Source organism: Rhizobium sp. 268 (assembly GCF_036571585.1).
Classification (GTDB): Bacteria; Pseudomonadota; Alphaproteobacteria; order Rhizobiales; family Rhizobiaceae; genus Rhizobium; species Rhizobium redzepovicii.
Genome location: NZ_JAPPSO010000009.1, coordinates 95016 through 120741, shown reverse-complemented (window position 1 = coordinate 120741; position 25726 = coordinate 95016). Strand labels below are relative to the sequence as shown.

The 25726-nt window shown below is 60.9% G+C and carries 24 protein-coding genes and 2 tRNA genes; 5 read left to right on the top strand and 21 right to left on the bottom strand.

Annotated features, from left to right (window positions below):
• Positions 1–132: 132 nt before the first annotated feature.
• The 12 genes from OS035_RS18775 to OS035_RS18720 all read right to left on the bottom strand — a co-directional run bounded on the left by OS035_RS18775 (position 133) and on the right by OS035_RS18720 (position 13957).
• Entirely contained in the window at positions 133–786 is a 654-nt protein-coding gene (locus OS035_RS18775; protein ID WP_003573541.1) for a protein-L-isoaspartate(D-aspartate) O-methyltransferase, read from the bottom strand.
• Positions 783–1556 (bottom strand): 5'/3'-nucleotidase SurE, encoded by a 774-nt coding sequence (surE, locus tag OS035_RS18770; RefSeq protein ID WP_097625288.1) that lies wholly within the window; start codon positions 1554–1556, stop codon positions 783–785. The genes OS035_RS18775 and surE overlap by 4 nt, the downstream gene beginning before the upstream one ends.
• 4 nt (positions 1557–1560) lie before the next feature.
• Complete coding sequence (serS, locus tag OS035_RS18765) at positions 1561–2844, bottom strand: serine--tRNA ligase (RefSeq protein ID WP_097625287.1); 1284 nt, start codon at positions 2842–2844, stop codon at positions 1561–1563.
• 99 nt (positions 2845–2943) lie between these two features.
• Positions 2944–3771, bottom strand: coding sequence for a twin-arginine translocase subunit TatC (gene tatC / locus OS035_RS18760; protein ID WP_097625286.1), 828 nt, complete (start codon positions 3769–3771; stop codon positions 2944–2946).
• A complete protein-coding gene (gene tatB, locus OS035_RS18755; RefSeq protein WP_183777740.1) occupies positions 3768–4394 on the bottom strand; it encodes a Sec-independent protein translocase protein TatB in 627 nt (208 codons plus the stop codon). The genes tatC and tatB overlap by 4 nt, the downstream gene beginning before the upstream one ends.
• A 51-nt stretch (positions 4395–4445) precedes the next feature.
• The gene (locus OS035_RS18750; protein ID WP_003538990.1) at positions 4446–4637 is read right to left on the bottom strand and encodes a twin-arginine translocase TatA/TatE family subunit; all 192 of its coding nucleotides are present in this window, start codon (positions 4635–4637) and stop codon (positions 4446–4448) included.
• A gap of 187 nt (positions 4638–4824) precedes the next feature.
• Positions 4825–5541: an SMC-Scp complex subunit ScpB gene (gene scpB / locus OS035_RS18745; RefSeq protein ID WP_097625284.1), complete on the bottom strand. Its 717-nt coding sequence runs from the start codon at positions 5539–5541 to the stop codon at positions 4825–4827.
• Positions 5538–6395 (bottom strand): segregation and condensation protein A, encoded by an 858-nt coding sequence (locus OS035_RS18740; protein ID WP_097625461.1) that lies wholly within the window; start codon positions 6393–6395, stop codon positions 5538–5540. The genes scpB and OS035_RS18740 overlap by 4 nt, the downstream gene beginning before the upstream one ends.
• Positions 6396–6413: 18 nt before the next feature.
• Positions 6414–7427 carry a beta-N-acetylhexosaminidase gene (nagZ, locus tag OS035_RS18735; RefSeq protein WP_310805366.1) on the bottom strand — a complete coding sequence of 338 codons (1014 nt, stop codon included), beginning with the start codon at positions 7425–7427 and terminating at the stop codon, positions 6414–6416.
• Between the two features lie 114 nt (positions 7428–7541).
• Positions 7542–10856: an SPOR domain-containing protein gene (locus OS035_RS18730; RefSeq protein WP_310805365.1), complete on the bottom strand. Its 3315-nt coding sequence runs from the start codon at positions 10854–10856 to the stop codon at positions 7542–7544.
• Between the two features lie 61 nt (positions 10857–10917).
• Positions 10918–12675 carry an arginine--tRNA ligase gene (argS, locus tag OS035_RS18725; protein WP_310805364.1) on the bottom strand — a complete coding sequence of 586 codons (1758 nt, stop codon included), beginning with the start codon at positions 12673–12675 and terminating at the stop codon, positions 10918–10920.
• A gap of 64 nt (positions 12676–12739) precedes the next feature.
• Positions 12740–13957, bottom strand: a complete 1218-nt coding sequence (locus OS035_RS18720; RefSeq protein WP_097625281.1) for a deoxyguanosinetriphosphate triphosphohydrolase — start codon at positions 13955–13957, stop codon at positions 12740–12742.
• A 222-nt stretch (positions 13958–14179) separates the two neighbouring features.
• Between OS035_RS18720 and erpA the strand changes: the two genes are divergently transcribed.
• Together erpA and xth are read left to right on the top strand one after the other, a co-directional pair.
• Positions 14180–14512, top strand: a complete 333-nt coding sequence (gene erpA, locus OS035_RS18715) for an iron-sulfur cluster insertion protein ErpA (protein ID WP_012557478.1) — start codon at positions 14180–14182, stop codon at positions 14510–14512.
• Between the two features lie 124 nt (positions 14513–14636).
• Entirely contained in the window at positions 14637–15428 is a 792-nt protein-coding gene (gene xth / locus OS035_RS18710; protein WP_331813972.1) for an exodeoxyribonuclease III, read from the top strand.
• Positions 15429–15607: 179 nt separating this feature from the next.
• Here xth and exoR read toward each other — a convergent pair whose 3' ends face one another.
• The 7 genes from exoR to OS035_RS18675 all read right to left on the bottom strand — a co-directional run bounded on the left by exoR (position 15608) and on the right by OS035_RS18675 (position 24095).
• Positions 15608–16411, bottom strand: a complete 804-nt coding sequence (gene exoR / locus OS035_RS18705) for an exopolysaccharide production regulator ExoR (protein WP_097625278.1) — start codon at positions 16409–16411, stop codon at positions 15608–15610.
• Positions 16412–16430: 19 nt separating this feature from the next.
• Positions 16431–16901, bottom strand: coding sequence for a hypothetical protein (locus OS035_RS18700; protein ID WP_097625277.1), 471 nt, complete (start codon positions 16899–16901; stop codon positions 16431–16433).
• 231 nt (positions 16902–17132) lie between these two features.
• A complete protein-coding gene (locus OS035_RS18695) occupies positions 17133–18398 on the bottom strand; it encodes an OmpP1/FadL family transporter (protein ID WP_097625276.1) in 1266 nt (421 codons plus the stop codon).
• 399 nt (positions 18399–18797) lie between these two features.
• Positions 18798–21641: a valine--tRNA ligase gene (locus OS035_RS18690; RefSeq protein WP_331813971.1), complete on the bottom strand. Its 2844-nt coding sequence runs from the start codon at positions 21639–21641 to the stop codon at positions 18798–18800.
• 115 nt (positions 21642–21756) lie between these two features.
• The gene (locus OS035_RS18685; protein WP_183777746.1) at positions 21757–22650 is read right to left on the bottom strand and encodes a DUF2497 domain-containing protein; all 894 of its coding nucleotides are present in this window, start codon (positions 22648–22650) and stop codon (positions 21757–21759) included.
• A 306-nt stretch (positions 22651–22956) separates the two neighbouring features.
• Positions 22957–23622, bottom strand: coding sequence for a protein-L-isoaspartate O-methyltransferase family protein (locus OS035_RS18680; protein ID WP_179867102.1), 666 nt, complete (start codon positions 23620–23622; stop codon positions 22957–22959).
• Positions 23623–24021: 399 nt separating this feature from the next.
• Positions 24022–24095, bottom strand: a tRNA-Cys gene (locus OS035_RS18675).
• Between the two features lie 256 nt (positions 24096–24351).
• Here OS035_RS18675 and OS035_RS18670 point away from each other — a divergent pair.
• Positions 24352–24684: a KTSC domain-containing protein gene (locus OS035_RS18670; RefSeq protein ID WP_097625273.1), complete on the top strand. Its 333-nt coding sequence runs from the start codon at positions 24352–24354 to the stop codon at positions 24682–24684.
• 1 nt (position 24685) lies between these two features.
• Here OS035_RS18670 and OS035_RS18665 read toward each other — a convergent pair whose 3' ends face one another.
• Positions 24686–25024: a hypothetical protein gene (locus OS035_RS18665; protein ID WP_097625272.1), complete on the bottom strand. Its 339-nt coding sequence runs from the start codon at positions 25022–25024 to the stop codon at positions 24686–24688.
• Positions 25025–25035: 11 nt separating this feature from the next.
• Positions 25036–25353, bottom strand: a complete 318-nt coding sequence (locus tag OS035_RS18660; protein WP_097625271.1) for a hypothetical protein — start codon at positions 25351–25353, stop codon at positions 25036–25038.
• Here OS035_RS18660 and OS035_RS18655 point away from each other — a divergent pair.
• A complete protein-coding gene (locus tag OS035_RS18655; RefSeq protein WP_165503884.1) occupies positions 25273–25470 on the top strand; it encodes a hypothetical protein in 198 nt (65 codons plus the stop codon). The two genes, OS035_RS18660 and OS035_RS18655, sit on opposite strands and share 81 nt — an antisense overlap.
• A tRNA-Asn gene (locus OS035_RS18650) sits at positions 25471–25545 on the top strand.
• Positions 25546–25726: the final 181 nt, after the last annotated feature.

Genomic DNA, 25726 nt, shown 5'->3' with positions numbered 1-25726 from the left:
ACCCACTGAGAACGCAACCATTTGTGAGTCTATTAAAACGCGTTAGTATTACCACGCAGTTAAGATGCTGGAATCAGTGCGATATTTTTGAGAAGTTGATAACCATAGCTTACGGGTGAAAAATCGTAGAGCTTATAGCAGCGAGGCAAGGCGCGGAACGATGGGCAGATAAGGGGCTTCGAACAGTTCCTCGCGTTCGAAACGGCTGCCGGTTTTCGTCAGCCGCACCATGCGGCATTCGTTCTCGGAGATCATCAGCGGCGCGATCATCGAACCGCCGGAAACAAGCTGATCGGTATAAAAGCGCGGCATCGCATTGAATGCCGCCGTCACCAGAATGCGGTCGAAGGTGCCCTCGCCCTGCATGCCGGCACTGCCGTCGGCGTGGCGGATGATGACGTTGCGCAGACCAAGCGATTCCATGCGCCGCTGCGCAGCCGATGTCAGCGTCTTATAGCGGTCGATGGACAGAACACGCTCGGCCATGCGGCCCATGACGGCGGCCGTAAAGCCGCTGCCGGTGCCGATTTCCAAAACGCGCTGACCGGGTTTGAGCTTCAGGTGATGCAGGATGCGGACGACAAAATCGATGCCTTCAAGGAAGGAGCCGCATTCGATCGGGATCGTCCGGCTCGAATAGGCGTCATCCGAAAATTGCGGCGGCACGAAGAGCGAGCGCTGCGTCTGCTCGACCGCGGTCAGCAGATCGAGGTCGGAGATGCCTTCGGCACGCAATCTGAGGACGAGCGCCGCAAAGCCCTCTTTCTCGGCCAGTCTTGCCGTCAAACCTGTGCTCCGTATCCCAAGGCCCGCGCCACGCGGTCCGTTACGGAATAATCGGTCAGATCCAGTTTCAAAGGCGTTACCGAAATCTTGTTATGCTTCAAGGCGTGAATATCGGTGCCTTCGATGAAGGCGCCGGCGCGTTCGCCGAACTTCAGCCAGTAATAGGGAAAGCCCCGGCCATCAGAGCGGGCATCGACCTGCAGGTTGAAGGCGAGCTTGCCCTGCATGGTCACCTCGGCGCCGTCGACCTCGCCCGGACGGCAGTTCGGGAAGTTGAGATTGAGGAACGTGCCCTCCGGCAGATCCAGAACCATCAGCTTTTCCAGAAGAGCCGGCGCATGCGTCTCGCAGACCTCCCATGGCACAATGCGCGCACCATCTTCATAGAGATAGGCCTGGCTCAGCGCGAAGGAGCGCACGCCCTGCATCGTGCCTTCGATGGCGCCGGCGATCGTGCCGGAATAGGTTACGTCGTCCGCGACGTTGGAGCCCGAATTGACGCCTGACAGCACGAGATCGGGCCTGATGTCCATCACCTGCCGGATGCCCATGATCACGCAATCGGTCGGCGTGCCGCGCAAGGCGAAATGCTTGTCAGAAATCTTGCGCAGCCGTAAAGGCTCGGACAGGCTCAGCGAATGGGCAAGGCCGCTCTGGTCGGTCTCGGGCGCCACGATCCAGACATCGTCGGACAGCGTGCGGGCGATCCGCTCCAGCGCGGCCAAGCCTTCGGCGTGAATGCCGTCGTCATTCGTAAGCAGGATGCGCATTGCCTTAGGCCGCCCGTTCGATCTTGGTCAATCCGCCCATATAAGGCAGCAAAACGTCCGGAATCGTGACGGAACCATCGTCGTTCAAATAATTTTCAAGCACGGCGATCAAGCAGCGGCCGACAGCGGTTCCGGAGCCGTTCAGCGTGTGCACGAACCTGTTGTTCTTGTCGTCCTTGCCGCGGTAGCGCGCATTCATCCGCCGGGCCTGGAAATCGCCGCAGACCGAGCAGGAGGAGATTTCGCGGAAGGCATTCTGTCCCGGCAGCCAGACTTCGAGATCGTAGGTCTTGCGCGAGCCGAAGCCCATGTCGCCGGTGCAAAGCGTCATCGTGCGGAAATGCAGGCCGAGGCGCTTCAGTACTTCTTCGGCGCAGGCGGTCATCCGTTCATGCTCGGCGATAGCATTCTCGGCGTCGGTGATCGAGACCAGCTCGCATTTCCAGAACTGATGTTGGCGCAGCATACCGCGGGTGTCGCGGCCGGCCGAGCCCGCTTCCGAGCGGAAGGACGGCGTCAAGGCGGTGAAGCGGAGCGGCAGCTTTTCCTGGTCGAGGATTTCCTCGCGCACCAGATTGGTCAGCGTCACCTCCGCCGTCGGAATGAGATAGCGGCCATCCGTCGTCTTGAAGAGATCCTCTTCGAACTTCGGCAGGCTGCCGGTGCCGAACACTGCTTCAGCGCGAACCATCAGCGGCGAGCTGACTTCGGTATAGCCGTGCTCGCGGGTGTGGAGATCGATCATGAACTGGCCAAGCGCCCGCTCGAGCCTGGCGAGCGGCCCTGTGAGAACCGTGAAGCGCGAACCGGAGAGCTTGGCGGCGCGCTCGAAATCCATATAGCCGAGCGCCTCGCCGATTTCGAAGTGCTCCTTCGGCGTGTGGTTCCAGAGCGGCTTTTCACCGACGATGCGGGTGACGACATTGTCGTGCTCATCCTTGCCGACCGGAACGTCGTCGAAGGGAATGTTCGGGATGCGCGACAGCGCGTCGTTAAGTTCGGCCGTCAGTTGACGGTCCTCTTCCTCGACCATCGGCAGCATAGCCTTCAATTCGGCGACCTCGACCTTCAGCTTCTCGGCGAGTTCACCGTTCTTCTGCGACAGCGCCGCGCCGATCTCCTTGGAAGCGAGGTTGCGGCGGGACAGCAAGTCCTGCGCCTTCTGCACGGCGGAGCGGCGCTTTTCATCGAGGGCAACGAGATTTTGGGCCAGAGGCTCCGCACCGCGTTTGGCGAGGGCGGCATCGAGCGCTTCGGGATTCTCACGGATCCATTTGATATCGAGCATCGTCGTTCCAGGTCGTTGCAACAGAAGTGACCCGGCCAAAGCCTGACCGGGCTTCGACCGTATGAGACGGCGTTCGTGAAAGGATTTCCGGATTGCCGCTCAGACGCTGTCCGTCTTGGCAACGTCCGCGGATTCGGTGTCCTTTTCGACCGCCTGCCGGGCACGCTGGCGCTCTACGAGTCGCGCCGCATGGATGGAAATCTCGTAGAGAAGGATCGTCGGTATCGCAAGGCCGATCTGGGACATAGGATCGGGCGGCGTCAGTACGGCGGCGACGATGAAGGCGAGGACGATGGCGAACTTGCGCTTTTCGGCGAGCCACTGCGACGTCAGCAGGCCGACGCGGGCAAGCAGCGTGGTGATGACCGGCAGCTGGAAGACGAGGCCGAAGGAGAAGACCAGCGTCATGATCAGGCTCAGATATTCCGAGACCTTGGGCATAAGCGAGATTGCCACTTCGTCTTGACCCGGCGCCTGCTGCATCGACAGGAAGAACCACATGACCATCGGCGTGAAGAAGAAATAGACGAGTGCCGCGCCCATCAGGAACAGCACCGGCGAAGCGATCAGGAACGGCAGGAAGGCCTGGCGCTCATTCTTGTAGAGGCCCGGCGCGACGAACTTGTAGACCTGTGCTGCAATGATCGGAAACGCAACCACGAGGCCGCCAAACATCGCCACCTTCACCTGCGTGAAGAAGAATTCCTGCGGCGCGGTGTAGATCAGCTGCGCCTTCTCGACGTCGAGATGCGCCCATATTACGGCCGTCTTGTAGGGAATGACCAGGTAGTTGAAGAGATGCTTGGCAAAAAAGAAGCATGCGATGAAGGCGACGAAAAATGCGCCGATCGACCAGATCAGCCGCGTGCGCAGCTCCATCAAGTGCTCGATCAACGGCTGCGGCTTGTCTTCGATATCACCGCTCATGCCTCGTCCTTTTTCTTCATCTGCGCCGGCGTCTTCGGCGCTGCGGGCTTCCTGGCAGCAGTCGTGCGCTTAGGCTTTTCCGCAGGCACGTTTTCCACGGGCGCGGCGATGGCAAAGGCCGCCTTATCCGCAGCCTTGGCCCGCGGCTTGCGCACCGCTTTCGGCTTGGCGGCTACCGTATCGGCCGTGGCGACCGCGGCAGCAACGGGCTCCGGCGTCGGCGCAGGTGCCGGCACCAACGGCGGCGTTTCCGGCAGGCCCATCGACGGCGTCGGCGCGGAAACGGCAGCCGGCGGCACCTCCGTCTTGTTTTCCGGGACTGCGGTCGCCTTCTGCAAGTCGGCCTTGATCTCGTTGCCCATCTGGCGAAGCGGGTTCATCGCCTCGCGCAGGCTGTTGACCGGGTTGAGCTTCTGGGCGTCACTGAGCGTCTGGCGGACATCGTCAAGCTCGGCCTCGCGCAACGCTTCGTCGAACTGCGCACGGAATTCACCCGCCACCTTGCGGGCGCGCTGCGTCATCTTGCCGAAAGCGCGCAGCATCGGCGGCAAATCCTTGGGACCGACGACCACGATCAGGACGACCGCGATGACCAAAAGCTCGGTCCAGCCAATATCGAACATGCAAGGCTCCTGGACGGGAAGCGCGGGGGCTGCGCTTTTTCCCGCACTTGGTTACTTCGTTTCGTCGGCCTTGTGATCGACGGTCTTGGCCGTGTCGGGCGCATCTTCGTCCGTCATGCCCTTCTTGAAGCTTTTGATGCCCTTGGCGACATCGCCCATCAGTTCCGGGATCTTGCCGCGGCCAAACAACAACAGCACGATGACCAGAACGATCAACCAGTGCCACATGCTAAAAGAACCCATCATTTGCACTTACTCCCTTTATTCGATGTTCCCATGATGTAAGAATTTCCGACAGCGTTTCCAACATCAAGCCCTTTGAACTGCGCTTAATGTCACGGTATCGCCCTTTGTGACAAGCCACCGAACCGCCGAAAAATGGTGAGCACCATTGTTTTCGTCATGCATGGCAAAAGCAAGACGAAGTCCTTCAATCTTCGGAGGTAGAACGCGGGGCGAGCAACCCAAGTTCTTCGAGATCCATCTGGGTAATGGGGTCTTCGTCCTCGCTTAGCTCGTCGTTCATCAATGGCGAGGGAATGTTGAAATTCGCCGGAATGCGCCCCGAGAGCAGGCCAGCGCCCTTCAATTCTTCGAGACCGGGCAGATCGCGCAGCTCCTCGAGACCGAAATGGTCGAGAAAATCGCGGGTGGTGCCTAATGTCACCGGCCGGCCCGGCGTGCGACGGCGACCGCGAAACCGTACCCAGCCCGCCTCCATCAGCACGTCGAGCGTGCCGCGCGAGGTCTGCACGCCGCGGATATCCTCGATCTCGGCGCGCGTCACCGGCTGGTGATAGGCAATGATCGCCAGCACTTCCAATGCGGCGCGCGAGAGCTTCTTGACCTCGTTGTCATCGCGGCGAATGACGAAGGAGAGATCGGCGGCGGTGCGGAAGGCCCAGGCACCCTCGATCTGCAGGAGGTTGACGCCGCGCGGTGCATAGTGTGCCTTCAGGCGCAGCATGATGGCGCGAACATCGGTCTTCTCGGGCAGGCGCTCTGCGAGGAAGCCTTCGGACACCGGTTGCGAGGAGGCAAAAACCAACGCCTCGGCAATGCGTTCTGCCTCGATCTCGGCCTGCAGGTCGCGGCTCCTGCCTTCGAAATCGTCCTCGAAATCCTCGTCGCTCTTCGGATCGATCAAGCCGGCTGCTCCTGCTCCACCACCTGCAGCGTGGCGTGTTTTGGTCCGCGGCGCATGTATATCGGTTGAAAGGCGCCGTCCTGGCGGATTTCCAGCTTGCCCTCGCGCACCAGCTCCAGCGAGGCGGCAAAAGCGCTGGCAATCGCCGTGACGCGTTCCTCGGGCGCAGCGAGATAACGCAGCAGATAATGCTCCATCGCCGTCCAGTCGCCGATCTCGCCGATCATTTGGGTCAGCAACTCACGCGCATCGGTCAGTGACCAGACGTTGCGCCTCTCGATCGTCACCTGGGTAACGGCATTGCGCTGGCGCAGCGCCGCATAGGCGGTCAAAAGATCATAGAGGCTTGCCGCGTAGGCGGATTGCTGCCGGTCGGGAATATGCTCGGGCGCACCGCGCACGAAGATGTCGCGGCCGAGGCGGTTGCGGTTGACGAGGCCTTCGGCGGCCTGGCGCATGGCTTCGAGGCGCTTCAGCCGGAAAGCGAGCGTTGCCGCCATCTCTTCGCCCGACGGACCGTCATCCTTGATCTGCTGGGGTATCAGCAGCCGCGATTTGAGATAGGCAAGCCAGGCTGCCATGACGAGATAATCGGCGGCAAGCTCGATGCGGATACGCCGGGCGCTTTCGACGAACTGCAGATATTGCTCGGCCAGTGCCAGCACCGAAATGCGCGACAGATCGACCTTCTGGTTGCGGGCGAGATAGAGCAACAGATCGAGCGGCCCTTCGAAGCCGGCGACATCGATCACCAGCGCCGGCTCGTGGCTGGCGCGCTCGGCGCCGTTCTCCTGCCACAACTTGTCCATCGGCGTTGCCGCCTGCGGACGCTCCGTGCCCTTGACCGTGATCACCACCCTGCTCCTCTTCGATCACACGATCGCAAACATCGCCTCGAATTCCGCCCGCAACTCCGCCTCATCGGCGGCATCCGGCGCGGCAAAACCTGCTTCCACCGCTTTTGCACGGACAAGCGATTGACCGGCGAGCGGCGGAACATTTGCCACGACATCCAGCATCTCGTCCATATGGCCATTGCAATGCAGCACGATATCGCATCCGCCTGCAATAATATTCGCCGCACGTTCGCCGATCGTGCCGGAAAGAGCATTCATGGAGCTGTCGTCGGATAGAAGCAGACCGGTAAAGCCGATTTGCTCGCGGATGACGCCATCGATCACCTTTCGCGAGGTCGTCGCCGGATTGTCGGGGTCGATGGCGGTGAAGACGACGTGGCAGGTCATCGCCATCAGCTCGTCCTTCATGGCGATAAAGGGCGGGAAATCATGAGCCTCCAGCTCATCGCGCGAGACGGTGACGACAGGCAGTTCCAGGTGTGAATCCGCGAAGCCGCGGCCGTGCCCGGGCATATGCTTCATCACCGGCAAGAGGCCGCCGGCCTTCAACCCTTCGGCAGCCGCCCGGCCCATGGCGATGACTGTCTGAGGGTCGTCGCCATAGGCGCGGTCGCCGATGACGCTGCTGCTGCCCTCGACCGGCACGTCGAGCACCGGCAGGCAATCGACATCAATGCCGAGGCTCGAAAGGTCGAAAGCGTGCAGCCGCGACATCGCCCAGGCAGCGCGCAGCCCAAGCGCCGGGTCTCGGCGATAGAGATCTCCGAGCGCCTGGCCGGAGGGATAACGTGCGAAAACCGGCGGACGAATGCGCTGAACGCGGCCACCCTCCTGGTCGATCAGCACCGGCGCATGCCAGCCGACGCTGTCGCGCAGTTCGGCGACAAGATCGGCGATCTGCCCTGCTTCGGAGATGTTGCGCCCGAAGAGGATGAAGCCCCAGGGCCGTTCGCCCCGGTAGAAGGCTTTCTCTTCGGATGTGAGGGCAAGGCCGCTGCAGCCAAGGATCATCGCTTTTGATTCGGTCATATCGGAATCATAGACGGCGCCCGGCCAAATGCGAGCAAGCTCGGGCGCCATGCACAAAAAAGAGCGGCGGGCCGATCCGGCCCGCCGCTCCTGTTATTTCGTTGAAAACCGATCCTACTTGGAGATCAGGCAGCTTCCGCCCGCCGCGCGATACTGTTCGCAGAGCGCTGCGGCCTCGTCCTTGGAACCGGCCGGAATACGGACACGGTAGAAAGTGCCCTTGCCGGCGATATCGGCCCTGCGGATTTCATGAGCGCGGCCACCAAGCACACCGGCGAATTTCTTCGACAGGTTGGCATAGGACTTGGTCGCCTCGTCCTGCGATGGCAGCGAGGCGATCTGGATGCCGTAGCCGCCGGCGGAGGCGGCCTGCGACTGCGGCTGGGCGGCGGCGGGTGCTGCAGCAGCGACTTCAGTCGTCTTCGGCTGCTGCGCGGGCTTCGGCTGCTGTGCGGGAGCGCGAACGTTGCCCTTTTCGGTCACCGTGCCGACGACGTTGACGGGCTGATCGACCGGGCGCGCGATCGGAACCGGAGCGGTATCGGTGAGCGCCGTGGTCTTGACCGGGCGCACCGGCGTATCGACCGGGGCGGGATTTGCGGCCTGCGCATCGGCGTCGGCTGCAAGCGGCGGCTTTGCCGGCGCGGTTTCGGCAGGCGTTGCGGAGCCAGCATCGGCTGAAGCAACCTCAGCGCTCGCCGGGAAGCTTGCAGCCGTTCCGACGACCGGCGGCACGGGTGAAGCCGATTGGGCCGACGGGGCCGTCAATGCCGGCATTGGCTGAGCGGCTTGTACAGACTGCGTCGCTGGCACAGAGGGTGTCGCCTGAGCAGCCGGCTGATCGACGGGTGCTGGTTCCTCGCGGGCGACCAGCGTGCCGTCAGGCTTGACGATCATCGTGCGGACCTTGCGCGGTGAAACCGATGGCGTCTTCTCGGCATCGCCGGCGGCAGCGTTGTCGGCGCTGTCCTGGTTCGGCAGCAAACGCGGATCTTCCGTCTCACCGACTGCGGTCGGCGAGACCTGACCACTGGCGTTGGCGTTCTCGTCGTCCTCGGGCAACGATTCCGGTGTCAGCGTCCGCTGGACGACATCGACCGGTGCCTCATCCGAAGAAACCAGCGCCTTCTGCTTCGGATCCTCGGCAGAACCGGCAACACGATCGTAGACGGCCTTGTCCTGGTTCGGCACGGTCTTGCCGCCGGGATTTTCCGGAACGACCTTGACCGGCTCCTTGTCGGCCGTGATCACGCGCGGCTCGCCGGATGCGACGATGCCAAGCCCCTCGCCGTTCCAGACGGAGGAATAGACACCATAAGCGACACCGGCGAAGACCACGAGCACGACGGCTCCGGCCAGCAGCCGGCGCATCGACCGGGCACGGCTGAAATCAGCCGCCTGGCTTGCCGATTCGATGCGGACCTCAGAGGTCTCACGGCGCTCGACCGGCTCGCGCACGCTGCGGCGGAAATCTTCTTCCAGCGCTCGTTCGAAATCATCGAGGCCGTCGGCGATGGTCGGCTTGACCGGCTTTGCCGCTGCGGCAGCAGTATCGCGAACCGGGGCCGACGTTTCCCGCGGCTTGGCCGGTTCAAAGAAGCTGGCAATCTCCGCATCGAGATCGAAATCGAAATCCTGCGTTTTCGCGACCGGCGCGGGCTGCTCGACCGGCGGCAGCGTCGGCACGTGCATATCCTCGACCGTCTCGGGACGATCCTCCGGATCGGAGATCATCGCCGGATCAAACGGCAGGTCTTCGGTCGAGTCGGCGACAGAAGACCAGTTGACGGCCGGAGTCGGAGTTGGAGCCTGGGGCTCTACGAAGGCCGGAGCAGGCCGCGCATCGGCCGATGTCGCCTGCAGGAAAGCAGGATTTTGCGGCTCAGGCGCAAGACCGGAGGCAGATCGGGGAGAGACGGCAGCGGCCGGCTGGGCGGCACGGATTGGCGGCTCCGGCTGCGGCGCGGGCTCAGCCGGAGCCAGCTCGGATTCGGAGAAATCGAGATCGGCAAGTTCCAGCTCGATACCGGCAAGATCCAGCTCGAAATCATGACCGGCGAAGGGATCGTCGGCTTCCGGCACAGGCTGCGGCGCCCGCGAATATGCCATTGCGCCGGGCTGGGGTGCAACAACCTCGGCAGGCTGCGGTACGACCGGCCTTGCGGCTTCGGCAGCATAGACCGGCGCCGGTTCGACCGGAGCAGGCTGAACGGGGGCTGCGGCGAGCGGCGCTGGCGCGATCACCTGCGGCCCGGCAAATGCGGCGACCATAGGCGCGACAGCAAGGGGAGCGGCAGCAACGGGCGCAGCCTCGATCGATGCGGCCTGCGGCGAAACGGGCGCCGTATTGGGACGTTGCGGCACCGGATAACGCGAGACGTCGGCGAGCAGATCGTCCAGATCGAAAGTGCCGACAGTGTGCGGAACTTCAGGCACGACCTCGGTCAGCGCTGCATCGGCCTGGATCTCGCCTTCGACGGCAGCGGCGATGAGATCGAAACCGGCGTCGGATCCGAAATCTTCGAGTTCGTCTTCGATTTCGACGAAGTCGTCGGCCTCGGCAATCTCTTCCGACGCCACTACCTCGTCATGGCGATCGTGCTCGGCGGGAAAGCCAAGCGACGGAGACGCGGATTCGAATTCTTCGGACGGCTCGACAGTGACGGCCGGAGCCAATTGCTCGACGACCGGGGCGGACGGCTCGATCGTGGGCTGCTGCTCTGCCGAGGCAAGATCGGCAGACGGCACTTCAGCCGCCGGCGCCTCGACCGCTTCGGCCACAGGCGCTTCTGCCACCGGCGCTGGCGGAACAACCGTTTCCTCGCGTTTGGAGGCGTGGAAATTGGCAAGCGGCAGCCTGATGCTGGCGGCCGACCATTGCGGCGCCTTGGCGGGCTGCGGCAGCGAAGAGACCGGAGCAGAGCCGATCGACAGTTCAAGCTCCTCGATTAAGTCACGTGCGCCACCGAAGGCCGATTGCACCGGCTCCTCGGAAGCGGGCTCGACGGAAAGCTGCTGCGGCCAGGCGGCCTCACCGGCGGGCGCATCCCAGTTGCTTACAGCCGGTCCAGCTTCTTCCTCAGCCTCAACGGAGGCAACGGAAACCGGCTCGGGCACTTCGGCCCTCTCGGCGGCGGTAGACACATCGAGAACGGGCTCGATGTAATCTTCAAGCGTGTCGTCATCGGAGATCGGTTCGGCGGGCCGGTCGAGCTCTGCGAGCGGACGTGGCGAATCGTAACGGTCGAACTCGCGTCCCAACTCGTCCTCGAGATCAAGGGCGGGCTCGTGCCGCATGGACTCGGTTATCGTGTTTGCTGCAACACGCGGTTCGAAGCCGACGATACGGGCAAGTTCGGCCAACGGATCATCGTCGGCAAACAGGTCATCTTTTCCGCGCGTATCATACGCAAGTTGTTTATCAGCCATGCCTATCCCACTCGCAAACGCCAACTCTGAAATGCCAGCGCATTGTGGGGAAATGGTGACGTTATCGCATTTCGTCCGGTGCGGCAGTGCCTGTAATGGCAAGTCCCGACTTCAAAACCGACGCGACGGCGTACACCAGCCCAAGTCTGGCAATAGTTGATTCTCGGTTTTTATCATTAACAAATCGTAATTCCGGCTGATCTTTACCTTTGTTCCAGTGGGCGTGGAAAGAACTAGCGAGGTCGTAGAGGTAAAAAGCGAGCCGATGCGGCTCCTGCGACTGGGCCGCCGCCTCGACGATCCGCGGGAATTCGGCGAGCTTGGCAACGAGCTGCAATTCGGCCGGATCGCCAATGCCTGCAACGGTTTGCGCGAGTTCCTTAGTGGAAACATCGAGGTCGCCGAAAGCCTCCCTCGCCTGCCGGAAGACCGACATGCAGCGGGCATGCGCATATTGCACGTAAAAGACCGGATTATCTTTCGACTGTTCCGTCACCTTGGCGAAATCGAAGTCGAGCGGCTCGGAATTCTTGCGGTAAAGCATCATGAACCGGACCGAATCACTGCCGACTTCCTCGACGACGTCCCGAAGCGTGACGAAATCGCCCGAGCGTTTCGACATCTTCACCGGCTCGCCGTTGCGATAGAGCTTGACGAGCTGGCAGAGCAGCACCGTCAGCTTCGCCTTACCGTCCGAAACGCCGCGTGCAACCGCTTCCAGACGCTTGACGTAGCCGCCATGGTCGGCGCCGAGCACATAGATCATCTCGTCGAAACCGCGATCGAACTTGTTCTTGAAATAGGCGACGTCGGCGGCGAAATAGGTGTAGGAGCCGTCCGACTTGATCAGCGGCCTGTCCATGTCGTCGCCCACTTCGGTCGAGCGGAACAGCGTCTGTTCACGGTCTTCCCAATCCTCAGGCAGCTGGCCTTTCGGCGGCGGCAAGGTGCCCTTGTAGACATAGCCCTTGAAGGTCAGATCGTTGATCGCCGTGCGGATCGCGGCCGCGCCATTGGCATGCAGGGTGCGCTCGGAAAAGAAGATATCGTGATGGACGTTCAGCGCCGCCAGGTCTTCGCGGATCATCACCATCATCGCATCGATGGTGCGGTCCTTGACGATCGGCATCCATTGGTCTTCCGGCATGTTGTGCAGCCGCACGCCATAATCGGCGGCAAGCGACTGTCCCACAGGTACGAGATAGTCGCCCGGATAGAGACCCGAGGGAATTTCGCCGATCTTTTCGCCGAGCGCTTCGCGATAACGCAGGAAGACGGAACGGGCGAGCACGTCGATCTGCGAGCCGGCATCGTTGATGTAATATTCCTTCTCGACGTTGTAGCCGGCAAAGGCGAGCAGGTTGGCGAGCGCGTCGCCGACGACGGCGCCGCGGCAATGGCCGACATGCATCGGCCCGGTCGGATTGGCCGAGACATATTCGACATTGACCTTCCGGCCCTCGCCGAGCGTCGAGCGGCCGTAATCGGTGCCGGCGCCGATCATCGCGGCGAGCAGCCGCTGCCAGTAGCCGACGGAGAGACGGATATTGATGAAACCAGGACCGGCGACCGAAACATCGGCAACGTCGGCATCCTCCCTGAGCTTGGCGATGATGATGTCGGCCAGCGCGCGGGGATTGGTTCCAAGCGGTTTTGCCAGCACCATCGCGGCATTGGTCGCGACGTCGCCGTGGCTCGCGTCACGCGGCGGCTCGACGGCAATGCGGCCGAAATCGAGCTCGGATCGCTTTTCCCTGACCAGATCGATCTGTTCAAGGGCGGTTTTGATCCTGGCTTCGAAGTCGGTAAAAAGGTTCATCGCACTCTTCCATGCATAGGCTGTGCCAAAGGCCCAAATCGGCCCTTGGCGGGGCGACCGCTGCCTATCGCAAATCCGGAGTGTGGTCAAACAATCGCCTGTGGGCGCTGATCGCATAGGTGTCGGTCATGCCGGCCAGATAATCGCCGACATGGCGGGCCTTCGGCGCATCGGCGAGGCCGGCGATATGATCGACCCAGTAATGGCTCTGCATCTCCTTGGGATTGGCCATATAGGCGGCAAAGAGATCGGTGACGATCTGGGCGGCGCCGGCGCGGATGCGCATGATATCGGGATTGCGATAGATGCGCTTGAACAACATCGCCTTGATCTGGCTATCGGTTTCGGCCATGCGGCCCGAGAACGTGGCGATGACCCGGTCGGCAGCGCGGACGTCGGCGGCGCTCTCCGGACGCAGCAGCGAAAGGCGCTCCTGCGCAACGGCGATCACGTCTTCGACCATGCGGGTGATCTGCCGCCGCATGATCTCATGGGTGAAGCGGCTCGGCTCCAGGTGCGGATATCGCCCCCTCACCTCGGCCATCAGCCCGGCAAGGAACGGGATTTCCTCCAGCATGTCGAAAGTCAGGTAGCCGGAACGCAGGCCGTCGTCGATATCGTGGGTGTTATAGGCGATGTCGTCAGCGATCGCCGCGACCTGGGCCTCGAGGCTGGCATAGGTAGCCAGTTCGAGATCGTGCAGTTCGCAATAATCGAGGATCGGCTGCGGAACCGGGCCGCGTGTGCCCACACCATCCGGCGTCAGCAGCGGACCATTGTGCTTGACCAGGCCTTCGAGGCTTTCCCATGTCAGGTTGATGCCGTCGAATTCGGCATACCGCCGCTCCAGCTTGGTCACGATGCGCAGCGATTGGGCATTGTGGTCGAAGCCGCCATAGGGCAACAGCACCTCGTGCAGCGCGTCCTCGCCGGTGTGACCGAACGGCGTATGGCCGAAATCGTGCACCAGCGCCACGCCCTCGGCCAGATCCTCGTCGAGCTTCAGGGCGCGGGCAAGCGCGCGGGCAATCTGCGCCACCTCGATCGTGTGCGTCAGCCGGGTGCGGTAATGATCGCCGTCCTGGGCGATGAAGACCTGGGTCTTGTGCTTCAGCCGGCGGAAGGCGGTGGTATGGACGATGCGGTCGCGGTCGCGCTGGAAATCGGAGCGCGTCGGGCTGCCTTCCTCCGGATAGAGCCTCCCGTGGCTCGTCCATGGGTCTGCCGCATAGACCGCTCTTTCACTGCTGCCGAAACCTAAAGCACGCGTATCGATTGTCATTCTTCACCGTCATCCTGCATGTTGCCGCATCTGCCCATTGACGCCGCTTTGCGCTCTTCATACCTATAGCCCGAAGAAACGGCAAAGAGGCGCTTTCTCAACCACCTCGGCGCATCATGGCCTTTTTCCGAGGATCATGATAAGTTTGTTTGATATCAGGCATTTGAACATTCAAGTGCCAAAACCCATTCTCTCCGGATCTTGACCCCGGCAGGAGGAAACATGACGGATACGAGTGTAACCCTTTCAGATGCCGCCGCAAAGCGTATCGCTGCGATCGTCGGCGCCGAGGCCGGCAAGAGCGCGCTGCGCGTCTCCGTTGAAGGCGGCGGCTGTTCGGGCTTTTCCTATAAGTTCGATCTTGCCGACAGCGCCGGCGATGACGACGTCGTCGTCGAGAAGAACGATGCCAAGGTGCTGATCGACAGCCTTTCGCTCGTCTACATGGCGGGTTCGGAGATCGACTTCGTCGACAATCTGCTCGGTCAATCCTTCCAGATCAAGAACCCGAACGCAGTGGCAAGCTGCGGCTGCGGCACCAGCTTCTCGATCTGAATATTCAGACGCATCGCACTGTCCTCATGAACTGGCCGACGAAGTGCCTCCGGCCAGTTTATCGTCTTGTCCTGTTATGGAAGACCACGATAAAAGAAGCGCACGAAGCGAACAGGATAGAGAGATGAAGATCGCGACCTGGAACATCAACGGCGTCAAGGCGCGCATCGACAATCTCACGCAATGGCTCAAGGATTCCGATCCGGATATCGTCTGCCTGCAGGAGATCAAGACGGTCGACGAAGGTTTTCCCAGGCTGGAGATCGAGGCGCTCGGCTATCACGTCGAAACACACGGCCAGAAGGGCTTCAATGGTGTGGCGATCCTCTCCAAGACTTCGCCGTCGGAAGTGAACCGCGGCCTGCCGGGCGATCCGCTGGACGAACAGTCGCGTTTCCTCGAAGCCGTATTCACGCTGCCCGACACACGCATCCTGCGCGTCTGCTGCATCTACCTACCGAACGGCAATCCTGTCGACACGGAGAAATATCCCTACAAGCTCGCCTGGATGGAGCGCCTGCGGAGCTTTGCCGCCGAGCGGCTGGCCTATGAGGAGATGCTGGTGCTTGCCGGCGATTACAATGTCATCCCGGAACCGCACGACTGCTTCGATCCCAAAGTCTGGGAAAGTGATGCGCTGTTTCTGCCGCAGACGCGGGAGGCGTTCCGCCGGCTGGAAAATCTCGGGCTGACGGATGCTGTGCGCGCGACCACGGATGCGACGCAGTTCTATTCCTTCTGGGATTATCAGGCCGGCGCCTGGCCGAAGAACAACGGCATCCGCATCGATCATCTGCTGCTGTCGCCTGAGGCCGTCGACCAGATGACGTCGGCTGCGATCGAAAAACATGTGCGGGCCTGGGAAAAGCCTTCCGACCACGTGCCTGTGATCGCCTATTTCGATTTCGCTGCCTGATTTTTCCCTGTCTTAAAGCGCGTCGCGATCTTTCAGATTCGCTGCTCGCGCTTTAACTCCTTGTTTTGCGCATGTCGTTATCCCGGAACCGCTGCACACTTCCGGGCGACATGCTTTAGCTCTCTGTTTTGATGCATGTCGTTATCCCGGAACCGCTGCACACTTCCGGGCGACATGCATTAGTCGTCGGAGCCGCTGGCGATGCTATGCGAGAGGGATACAGCCGTGCGGCGGTCGGCCTCGTTGGCAACCGAAAAGGCCTGCTCCTGCAACGCTTCCATCCAGCCGCAATCCTTGGGCTTGCAGCGGTCGAGTGCGGCCGTCATCATCGCCAGGCCGCGGGCCGACTGGCCTTCGTCGAAAAGAATATTGCCGAAGACCGCCATGGCGCCGGGATGACCGCTCTTGCGGGCCTGGTTCAGCCATTTCTTCGCCTGCTGCGGGCTGGCATTGCCGCCCTCGCCGGCCAGCATCATCTGCGCTAGCTGGAACTGCGCCTCGGGGACGCCAAAGGTTGATGCCACCTGAAAATAAAGCTGGCGCGCCTGGGTGAGGTCGATCCGGACCGGACTGCCTGATATGCCGTGTTTGTAATAATTGGCGAGCGACAGCAGCGCGTTGACGAAGAAGCCGGTATCTTCCGAGCCGGGCTCGACGCCCTGCTGGGCGATCTCGCTGTAAATCTTGAAGGCTTCGAAATCGTCCTGCGTTACGCCGTCGCCGTCGGCATACATGTTGGCAAGCGCCCAGCGCGAGCCGGTGTGGCCCTTTTCGGCAGCGTATTTATAGGCTTCGACCGCCTCTTCCTTCTGCCCGTTCTTATAGGCTTTGAAGCCGAACTTGAAGAGATCGAAGGGGCCGGATTCCTTGCTGACGCCCGCCTTGATGTCGAATGCGCGGACCGGGCCGGACAGCGACAGCGCTACGGCCATAGACATGCCCATCAGCATGAATTTGAACAGTTTGAACTCGGACGTCACCATTTCAACCGATTTCTTTCGCTCATCGCAGGCAGGAAGCAGCAGGGCTCGCGCCGTGCATTCCGCGGATGTATTTCGTCGAGGCGAGCGATCCCGCGGCGAGCTCCATGGCTCCTTTGCCCGCGTCGCATCCAGCCCAGTGGCCTTCTCTCGAAGGCCTAATTCTCAGCGCATCATTCAGAACCACCCGGCTCCCGGCATGGTCCGACTGCAATCTCCGTGGCACTCTTTCGGCAGGCGCGGCATCCGCCTTCCCGCCTTCACCATATTCGTAAACAGCAAATGTGACGAAAGCGGTATCGACATCTCCGGCAAAGCCGGGCCGCGCATCCGAGCGGGCCGAAAACGACAACAACCAACGGTTCGACGGCGCCGCCGCGAAGTCGGATTGGCGGCCGGAACAGCCTTGTCCAGAAAGCGAAACGACCACAATCAAACGACTGCCGCCAATCGTCCTGCGCGATCTCGTGTTACCGGAAAAAAATCGACCCATGCTACTATTTACACGCACCGTAAGCCTGCCCATCTCCTCGCCTGCCAATAGCGCTGCGCTCTCTTTGTGGCGGGAAATGGACAATTTCACCCCGCTGCCATCTTACGCCAATCGTCGTAAAAAAGTGTTGCGGAATCGTCACAAAACGGGATCAGAAAATGGCATGATTAACGGCCGTGAATAAAGAAGAGCCCGGCGGTGCCGGGCTCCTCAATTCTTCACATCGGGGAATTAGAACTTGATCTTTAGGCTCGTCGACAGTGCCGCGACCAGATCGTTGCCAAACGAATAGGAGACATCGTCGCCATAGGTCTGGCCATTATACTCGAAGGTGCCGGACGAACCGCTCGTCAATACGCCAACGGCTCCGGCAAAACGCCATTCGATATGTTCAGTCGGCGTGTAGGCGGCGCCGAGACCGAGCGTCCAGCTGTCGGTCTGTGCGCCATAACCCTGACTGGTGCCGCGGTCCCACGTGACGCTGACTGCGCCGGCCCACTGATCGTTGAACTTGTGGCCCACGCCGCCGGAGATGGTCCAGCCGTCACGATAGAGAAGGTCGAGCGAAGTGAGTTCCGTAGCGCCGCCCGCTGTGCAGGCAGCCACGCCCTTCGTCGACGTCGGGCAGAAAGGCACGGATTGCAGAACACTCCAGTTCGTCCACTTGACCGATCCGAAGGCAAGCCAATCCGGAGCGATGCCGCTTTGCAGCTTCATCTCCAGCGAATCCGGTGCTTCTGCGGAGCCGAAGACGTTGGTGATTTTGCCGCCATATATCGGCACAACTGGAACCTGACGGAGATCAACAGTCCCCGTCAGGTTGTCGTACTTGACGCGGCTGTTGTAGACGAGGCTCGCGCGCATCGCATATTCCGGAATCTCGTAAGCCAGACCGGCGCGCCAGCCCCAGCCGCTGTCTTCGAGATCGAGGCGGCCAACGCCGGTGCCGGTGCCGAGCAAAAGTGGGAGCGTTGAAACCAGACGCTCTTTGAAACCTTCAACTTCCTGATAGAAAGCGCCGCCAATGAAGCGAAGCTGTCCAGGGCCCATATCAAAACGATAGGAGCAAGTGCCGCCATAGTTGCGGGTTTTGATTTCCGTCTCGATATTGTTGTTGGCGCCAGCCCAATTCGAACCCGGGTCGGTATGCCCGCCAAAGGGTTCGGAATAGTCGACAAGGCAGTCGACTGCATCGGCGAAACCGGCCTTAAAGCCGATGTAAGGAATGGTGTAATTCGAGGTGTCGTCGGCACTGTTTGGGCGGGTGTTGAGATTGCCACCCCCCGTTAAGACGGAGGTATTCGTGTCACGGACATCCTTCAGCTTGCGCTGCGGCGTGACATAGGTAACGCCCGACTGAAACGAGAAAGGCGAGGTATCGAACAGCTGATCGATATTGTAGCCGCCGCGCTCCAGGCCGCCGGCGAAGGCCGGCGATGCAAGCGACGAAAGAAGGACGAGCGACGTTACGCCCTTGGAAAACCTACGTGATGCCATTGTGTCTCCCCCACTCCAGCAATTGATGTGACGCCACTCTAGTAAGTGTTCGCTCGACATGGCAACGCGCCCCACGGCGGCATTCCCAGGCATTACATTGGCCAACTTACGTAAAGAAATTGACGGACACGTCAAAAAATCTGGTTAATAAAATTTTATTCCAGAGTTACCGGTTTTGAGATGGGCTTTTGGGTTTTCATTCCACACATTGTGGAAGCTGTATCAATCCGACAACAGTGACAGTTTTCGCCCGCGGGAGGCCATTGGAGCCACAATCCACAGGCTCAGCGCCGGCAATCAGCCGCTTTTCAAGACCGAATCACGCGTGCCCAAAACGACAAAGACGCGCCCTTCTTGGAGCGCGTCTTTGAAATAACTTACCAAAACGGGCGATGAAACTTATCCGGCTTCGCTCACTCTGGAGAGTGCGGTCTTCAAGCTGGCGATCTGCCCCTTCAGTTCCTCGAGGCGCTCGCGTTCGGCCTCGACCACCTCGGGATTGGCATTGGCGACGAACTTCTCGTTGGAGAGCTTGCCGTCGATGCGCGAGATCTCCCCTTCCATTTTTCCGATCGCCTTTTCAAGCCGAGCCTTTTCAGCGGAAAGGTCGATCAGATTGCCGAGCGGCAGGCAGATGGTGGCCTCGTCGACGACGATCTGAGCGGCCCCCTTCGGCGCATCGTCGGCCAGCGATATCGCCTCGACACGCGCAAGCCGCTTGATGGCGGCGTCGTGGCGGAACAGCCTTTCGCGCGTCAGGTTGTTGGCCTTGACGACGACGAGCGGCGCTGTCGCCGACGGCGGCACGTTCATTTCGGCGCGCACTGAGCGGATGCCGGAGACGAGGTCGATCAGCCAGTTGATCTCGTCGGCGGCGCCGTTATCGGCATAGGAGGGAGACGGCCATTCGGCATGGCAGACCAGCGTATCGCGCTCTTTGCCTTCGCCCGCCGTATGCGCCCAGAGCTCTTCGGTCATGAAGGGCATGAAGGGATGCAGCAGCTTGTAGATCTCTTCGAGGATATAGGCGCTGCAGGCCTGAGCCTCGGCCTTGGCGCCCTGGTCCTCGCCGTTGAAGACCGGCTTCAAAAGCTCGAGATACCAGTCGCAGACCTCGTTCCAGACGAAGCGATAGAGCGCGCCGGCGGCATCGTTGAAGCGGAAGGCTTCGAGTGCTTCCGTAACGTCACGTTCCGTACGGGCAAGCTCCGTCAGGATCCAGCGGTTGATGGTGAGTTCAGCGGCCTCCGGCACGAAATGCCGATCGCTTTTCGCCCCGTTCATCTCGGCGAAACGCGTGGCGTTCCAGAGCTTGGTGCCGAAATTGCGGTAGCCGGCGATGCGGGCCGGATCGAGCTTTACGTCACGGCCCTGCGCCGCCATGATCGCCAGCGTGAAGCGCAGCGCATCGGCGCCGTATTCGTCGATCAGCTCAAGGGGATCGATGACGTTGCCCTTCGACTTCGACATCTTCTGCCCATTCTTGTCGCGCACCAGCGCGTGAATGTAGATCGTGTGGAAGGGTTCGACGGGATCGCCATTCTCGTTCTTCATGAAATGCAGGCCCATCTGCATCATGCGAACGACCCAGAACGGGATGATATCGAAACCGGTGACCAGAACACTCGTCGGATAATAGCGCGCGAGTTCCGGCGTCTGGTCGGGCCAGCCGAGCGTCGAGAAGGGCCAGAGCGCGGAGGAGAACCATGTGTCGAGCACGTCCTCGTCCCGCGTCAGGATCTCGCCCGGCTTGAAGTTTTCGAGCAGGTCCTCGACATAGGCCTTCATCGGCCCCTCATGCGACAGGTAATGCTGAATCGCCGCCTGCAGCGCCTCTTCCTCGGTCTGTTCGACGAAGACCTGACCGTCCGGGCCATACCAGGCGGGAATCTGGTGCCCCCACCAGAGCTGGCGGGAAATGCACCACGGCTCGATGTTCTCCAGCCAGTTGAAATAGGTGTTTTCCCAGTTCCTCGGAATGAACCTGGTTTTTCCCTCGCGTACGGATTCCAGCGCGGGCTGTCCCAATGTCTTGTTGTCGACAAACCATTGTTCGGTCAGCCGCGGCTCGATCGGCACGCCGCCGCGGTCTCCGTGCGGCACCATATGCTTGTGCGGCTCGATCTTGTCGAGGAGCCCGGCCTCTTCGAAAATCTCGACGATGACCTTGCGCGCAAAGAAACGGTCCTGCCCTTCCAGACGGTCCCACGCGCCATGCAGTGCGGCAGGATTGTCGAGGCCTTCGAGGAAGTCCTCGTTGTCCTTGATGGTAATCGTGGCATCGACGTTCATGACGTTGATGGCCCGCAGCTTCGCGCGCTTGCCGACCTCGAAGTCGTTGAAGTCATGCGCAGGGGTGATCTTCACCGCACCCGTGCCGGCCGTCGGATCGGCATAAGAATCGGCGACGATCGGAACCTTGCGGCCGACGATCGGCAGAATGACATGCTTGCCGACGATCGATTTGTACCGCTCGTCTTCGGGGTTCACGGCAATGCCGGTATCGCCGAGCATCGTCTCCGGCCGCGTCGTCGCGACGACGATATAGTCGCGCGTCTCGAATTCGGTCGGCTTGCCCTCCTCATCGAAGGCGATCGGATATTGATAGGTGACGCCCGGCTCGAGCGGATAGCGCAGATGCCAGAGATGGCCCTTCACCTCGTGCTGCTCGACTTCCATGTCGGAGATAGCCGTCAGGAGCTTGGGGTCCCAGTTGACGAGGCGCTTGTCCTTGTAGATCAGGCCTTCCTTGTAGAGCGTGACGAAAACTTCGAGAACGGCCTTCGACAGGCCTTCGTCCATGGTGAAGCGTTCGCGCGACCAGTCGCAGGAGGCGCCCAGGCGCTTCAGCTGGTTGAAGATCAGGCCGCCCGATTCAGCCTTCCATTCCCAGATCTTGTCGATGAAGGCGTCGCGACCCATTTCGCGGCGGCCGGGCAGCTGCTGTTCCATCAGCTTGCGCTCGACGACCATCTGCGTGGCGATGCCGGCATGGTCCATGCCGGGTTGCCAGAGCACATCCTTGCCGCGCATGCGCTCGAAGCGCACCATGATGTCCTGCAGCGTGTTATTCAGCGCATGGCCCATGTGCAGCGAACCGGTGACATTCGGCGGCGGGATCACGATAGTGAAGGTCTCGGCGCCGGGCTTGGCGTTCGCGCCGGCGCGGAAAGCGTCCTCCTCATCCCATTTCGCGGCGATTTTGGGTTCGACGGCAGCAGAATCATAGGTCTTGTCGAGCATTTTTTGACCAATTTCGAGGTTCGAGGATGGCGTTTGTAAATAGGATGGGCACGGGCAAGTCAATAAAAAAGCCGCCCCGGAGACCGGAGCGGCTTTTCAGGAAAAAGCAATCCGATCAGCGGCGCGGGCCGCGCGCCACGCGCTCGATTTCCTCGCGCACCAACCGCTCGACCAGCGTCGGCAGATTATCGTCAAGCCACTCGCGCAACATCGGACGCAGCATATCCTCGGCGATCTCGTCCAGCGAGCGGCGCTCCGCACCGTCGATGGCGGCGGCGAGTTCCTCGAAGGAGCGGCTGATCTGCAGGCCGGCATTCTCCGAAAGCAGGGTCGGCTGGACCTCATCCACAAGGCTCGGCAGGAAAGCTTCGGCCGAGGACTGAGCGGGTTCCAAAGGCGGCAACGTCGTTTCGACCGCGGCGGCGGGTTCGGCGACTGAAAGCGCCGATGCGGCGACTTGGACCCGCGGTGCTTCCGCAAATACCGGCTCGGCCAGCTGCTCGATCACGGCCTGCGGAACCGGCGCTACAGCAGCCGGAGGGAAAACAGGCTGTGTCGGCTGCGGCTGCGGTGCAGCCGCGCGCGGCGGCTCCGGCATAACCGCCGGCTGCGGTTCGGGCTGACGGAAGCCGCTCGGAATTTCACGCAACGCCTGACCGGCCTGCACGGCGCTGCGCTCGGAAGCGGCGCGGACGCGGGCGGCGACATCGGCAAGCGACAGGGCGCGGGCCGGTACTTCAGCTTCGGGGGCAGTGCCAGCCGAGTTGGCGGCGACGAAACGCGGATCGGAGGAGCGCATGGCCGGTTCGGGGAACTCCACGCCGGCATAAGTGTCATCCACGGTCAGATGGATTTCGGAACCGTTCTCATCCTCATCGGCGCCGTAAACCGGCGGCAGGGATGCGGAAATCGCCTTGCCGGCGCCGGGCTCATTGCTTTCGATGATCTGGCGGATGGAGGCCAGAATTTCTTCCATGGACGGTTCACGCGCTACACTTGGCTGAGCCATTTCTATCCCCGTTATCCAAAAACAACGACCGGACGATGTGGAGCGGTCATCCGAATCACCGCGACCTTAGAATACCTCAGACGGGAAAAAAATCATCGCGAATCAAATGAATGCGGCCATGCACAGTTTTGTTACCCGATGTTTTCGACCTGGCAGCCTCAGGATAAATGATGTTTGTGAAGGCTTTCCGGCGATGCTTGGATTTCAAACTGTTGCAGCGTCCTTTGGGCGTCGGAGAAGACGCGGCTGCGCTGTTATAAAAATGGGCGCCAGTGGCGCCCGTTGCTGATTCATCGACAAACGGCGTCAGAAAACGAATTCGCGCGCCTTGGCGAAGCCCGGCAGGGGCTTGACGGAGGCATTGAAGAAGACGTTTTCCGAAACGGCGCCCCGCTCGGCGACGAACACCTTGGCGCGGGCGGCATTGCCGTAACCTTCGACCGTGATCAAACGACCGCCATCGCGCAATTGATCGAGAAGGGCCGCGGGCACCTCCTCCACTGCGCCGTTGACAAAGATCAGATCATAGGGAGCGCCGGCAGCGTAGCCCTTTTCGAGCGGTCCGGTGACCACCTCGACCTTGGCGTAGCCGGCGAGCTGCGTCTTCGCCTCGGCGGCCAGCGCCTCGTCGCATTCGAGCGCGATGACCGAGCCGGCAATGATCGACAGCAGCGCCGATGTGTAACCGGTGCCGCAACCGACTTCGAGGACGAAATCATCCTTGGTGATTGCGGCCAGCTGCAGCAGCTTGGCGAGCGGCGATGCCTCCATCAGGAAGCGCGCCGGCTTTCCGGGTGCGGCGGCCGATATCTCGACATCGTTGTCGATGTAAGCCAGCAGCTTCGCCTTCTCCGGCACGAATGCCTCACGCGGGACCGTGAGAAACGCCGTCAGCACGGAATGCGAGGTAACGTCCGTCGTGCGAACCTGGGTGTCGACCATCTTTACGCGCGCTGCTTCGAAATCCATCATGTCCTCTCGCTCTTGAAAGCGGTTCCTGTCTCTCGTCTCTTAATCCCCGCCACCGATGCTTTCAAGGCTTGGCAGCCGCCGGCGAAAAGAATCCGGCAGGCGCTTCTTCCGCGCAACAGAGGCAATGAGGCTCTGCACGCAAACGTGGAATTCCCTGCCCCTTCATGTTATGATCTTCAACGGAGGAAATAGGAGGAGCAGGCCATGTCTGCGATTTTCGAATATCTGACGCTGTTCGATTTTTTCATCGTCGCAGCGCTCATCGGCATCTTCTGCTGCGGGCTGCTGGACGGCGAAACGACCCTGAAGTGATAAGGGCGCGGAAGCGTGCAGACCACTCATGGGGTCTGCGACGATCTTATGCCGACGGACGGCAGGGCATGCGATGGTGGGAGATGTTGGAGGCCTCGCCCGGAATTGAACCGGGGTACAAGGATTTGCAGTCCTCTGCGTCACCACTCCGCCACGAGGCCTCACAAGCTCGTTATCTGAGCCGTGGCGAGCGTTTAGAATGATCGTAAGGAAATCGCAAGAGGGCATTTCGGAAAAACGCCATTCCGCGGCAGCCGAAAAGTCCATTTTTCAGTGCCGGCCGGCACGAGCGCAGGCTCGAATTCCCTCATCGTAGCGGTGCCCTTCCCGGCAGTGATCGCATTTGAAACAAATTGTTAGCTTGACGATCGTCCTGCGGGCTTCATATTGGCCCTGGGAGGGCGATAGGAGCTGCAAATGGAGTGGGCTGCCCTCAAATCGAAGCACGTGCATGCGGCCTATGATGCCGACAGCCGCGATCTTCATGTTAAATTTCCGGGTTCTCCACCGATGAAGCATGTGGACATTCCGCCGCATGTCTACGAGAACCTGCTGGAAACGACTGATCCATACTTCTACTACAACTATTATATCGCGCCTTCCCGCGTCTCACAGAGCAGCCGACATGTCTCCCTATCCTACGCGCTGAAGCTCGTCCTCCTCCTTGCCGTCAGCAGCTTGTTGATGGTGACCAGCCTCGATCAGGGTCCCAACGGCGTTTTTGAAGAAAGCGAACTCAGGTCCAACTAGATTAGGTTCGCGTGGGCGATACACCCGGCTCAACGGCGATAAGACCTGCCGCCACACGGTTGGTCAGGCCATCGAAATTGTCGCTTCTGTTCTGATTGCGAGAGCGGCGATCGTTCCGGTCGCGATCGTTATTGCCGTCACGCTCATTGCGGCCGTTGAAGTTGCGGTAGTTGCGAGGCCCGTTATAGCTGCCGCCCTGGCCGTGATCGACCACGCAGCCTTCAGGACGGCGGCAGATGCCGCGAGCGTCAAAACCCCGGCTGTCGACAGCCTGGGCTTCAGCGGGAACGCCTGAGAGAATCGTCGCCACTGACAGGGCGACAACAAAAAATGCCTTCATGTCCTCACCTCTCAGCCAGCCGGTTTCCCACGTCTGTGCCACCAGACCGCTAGGCGGCGGCGGAGCCGGCGCGCGACAGGAAGATCGTGCGAGAGCACAAGGAAGCCGAGCGGCAACATCCAGAAGCCCAGTATCGGCAGGAAGCCCAGGAAACCGCATAGAATGAGGGCGACGCCGATCGCCATCCGCGCGATGCGGGAGCGCGGCATACCGATGCTGAAAGAGCCGAGCATGAGCCTGCCGCTTGCATGATCGATGCCGAAGCGCCCTGCCCGCTTCCTGGGCTTTTCGCCGCCCCTCGTCTCTTCTCGCTCATTCCGGTTCGTCATTCCCCAGAGATGGGCACAGACAACCCAAATACAAGTTCATTTCATTTTTTTGAAAAAACTGCTTGGCAAATCGAACAAGCATTTGTATTAGCCCACTCACACCGCGCCAAGCAGTGATCCCTGGTAGCTCAGCGGTAGAGCATTCGACTGTTAATCGACAGGTCGCCGGTTCGAATCCGGCCCGGGGAGCCATTTTCAAGTTAATCGCCTGTTTCGTTGAGAAATCCGAAGACAGGCGTTTTCTTCTCACTTTTAGCCCTAAATCAGCATCCCCTAATCCTTGCGAAAATTCACAAGGCGCTTAAATTCGATCCATCGGATAGCTTTTGCCGGTGACCACGGATGTACTGGCACCGAGCTGATGCAATCAAAG

Bases quoted from the DNA above. Each gene is read 5' to 3' on its own strand.
- OS035_RS18695 (WP_097625276.1), bottom strand. From the start codon at position 18,398: ATGGCATCACGTAGGTTTTCCAAGGGCGTAACGTCGCTCGTCCTTCTT.
- OS035_RS18720 (WP_097625281.1), bottom strand. From the start codon at position 13,957: ATGACAATCGATACGCGTGCTTTAGGTTTCGGCAGCAGTGAAAGAGCG.
- argS (WP_310805364.1), bottom strand. From the start codon at position 12,675: ATGAACCTTTTTACCGACTTCGAAGCCAGGATCAAAACCGCCCTTGAA.
- OS035_RS18680 (WP_179867102.1), bottom strand. From the start codon at position 23,622: ATGATGGATTTCGAAGCAGCGCGCGTAAAGATGGTCGACACCCAGGTT.
- OS035_RS18670 (WP_097625273.1), top strand. From the start codon at position 24,352: ATGGAGTGGGCTGCCCTCAAATCGAAGCACGTGCATGCGGCCTATGAT.
- xth (WP_331813972.1), top strand. From the start codon at position 14,637: ATGAAGATCGCGACCTGGAACATCAACGGCGTCAAGGCGCGCATCGAC.
- serS (WP_097625287.1), bottom strand. From the start codon at position 2,844: ATGCTCGATATCAAATGGATCCGTGAGAATCCCGAAGCGCTCGATGCC.
- OS035_RS18690 (WP_331813971.1), bottom strand. From the start codon at position 21,641: ATGCTCGACAAGACCTATGATTCTGCTGCCGTCGAACCCAAAATCGCC.
- OS035_RS18685 (WP_183777746.1), bottom strand. From the start codon at position 22,650: ATGGCTCAGCCAAGTGTAGCGCGTGAACCGTCCATGGAAGAAATTCTG.
- surE (WP_097625288.1), bottom strand. From the start codon at position 1,556: ATGCGCATCCTGCTTACGAATGACGACGGCATTCACGCCGAAGGCTTG.
- OS035_RS18665 (WP_097625272.1), bottom strand. From the start codon at position 25,024: ATGAAGGCATTTTTTGTTGTCGCCCTGTCAGTGGCGACGATTCTCTCA.
- exoR (WP_097625278.1), bottom strand. From the start codon at position 16,411: ATGGTGACGTCCGAGTTCAAACTGTTCAAATTCATGCTGATGGGCATG.
- erpA (WP_012557478.1), top strand. From the start codon at position 14,180: ATGACGGATACGAGTGTAACCCTTTCAGATGCCGCCGCAAAGCGTATC.
- tatB (WP_183777740.1), bottom strand. From the start codon at position 4,394: ATGTTCGATATTGGCTGGACCGAGCTTTTGGTCATCGCGGTCGTCCTG.
- OS035_RS18660 (WP_097625271.1), bottom strand. From the start codon at position 25,353: ATGACGAACCGGAATGAGCGAGAAGAGACGAGGGGCGGCGAAAAGCCC.
- OS035_RS18750 (WP_003538990.1), bottom strand. From the start codon at position 4,637: ATGGGTTCTTTTAGCATGTGGCACTGGTTGATCGTTCTGGTCATCGTG.
- OS035_RS18700 (WP_097625277.1), bottom strand. From the start codon at position 16,901: ATGGGTCGATTTTTTTCCGGTAACACGAGATCGCGCAGGACGATTGGC.
- tatC (WP_097625286.1), bottom strand. From the start codon at position 3,771: ATGAGCGGTGATATCGAAGACAAGCCGCAGCCGTTGATCGAGCACTTG.
- nagZ (WP_310805366.1), bottom strand. From the start codon at position 7,427: ATGACCGAATCAAAAGCGATGATCCTTGGCTGCAGCGGCCTTGCCCTC.
- OS035_RS18655 (WP_165503884.1), top strand. From the start codon at position 25,273: ATGATCGATGCCGAAGCGCCCTGCCCGCTTCCTGGGCTTTTCGCCGCC.
- OS035_RS18730 (WP_310805365.1), bottom strand. From the start codon at position 10,856: ATGGCTGATAAACAACTTGCGTATGATACGCGCGGAAAAGATGACCTG.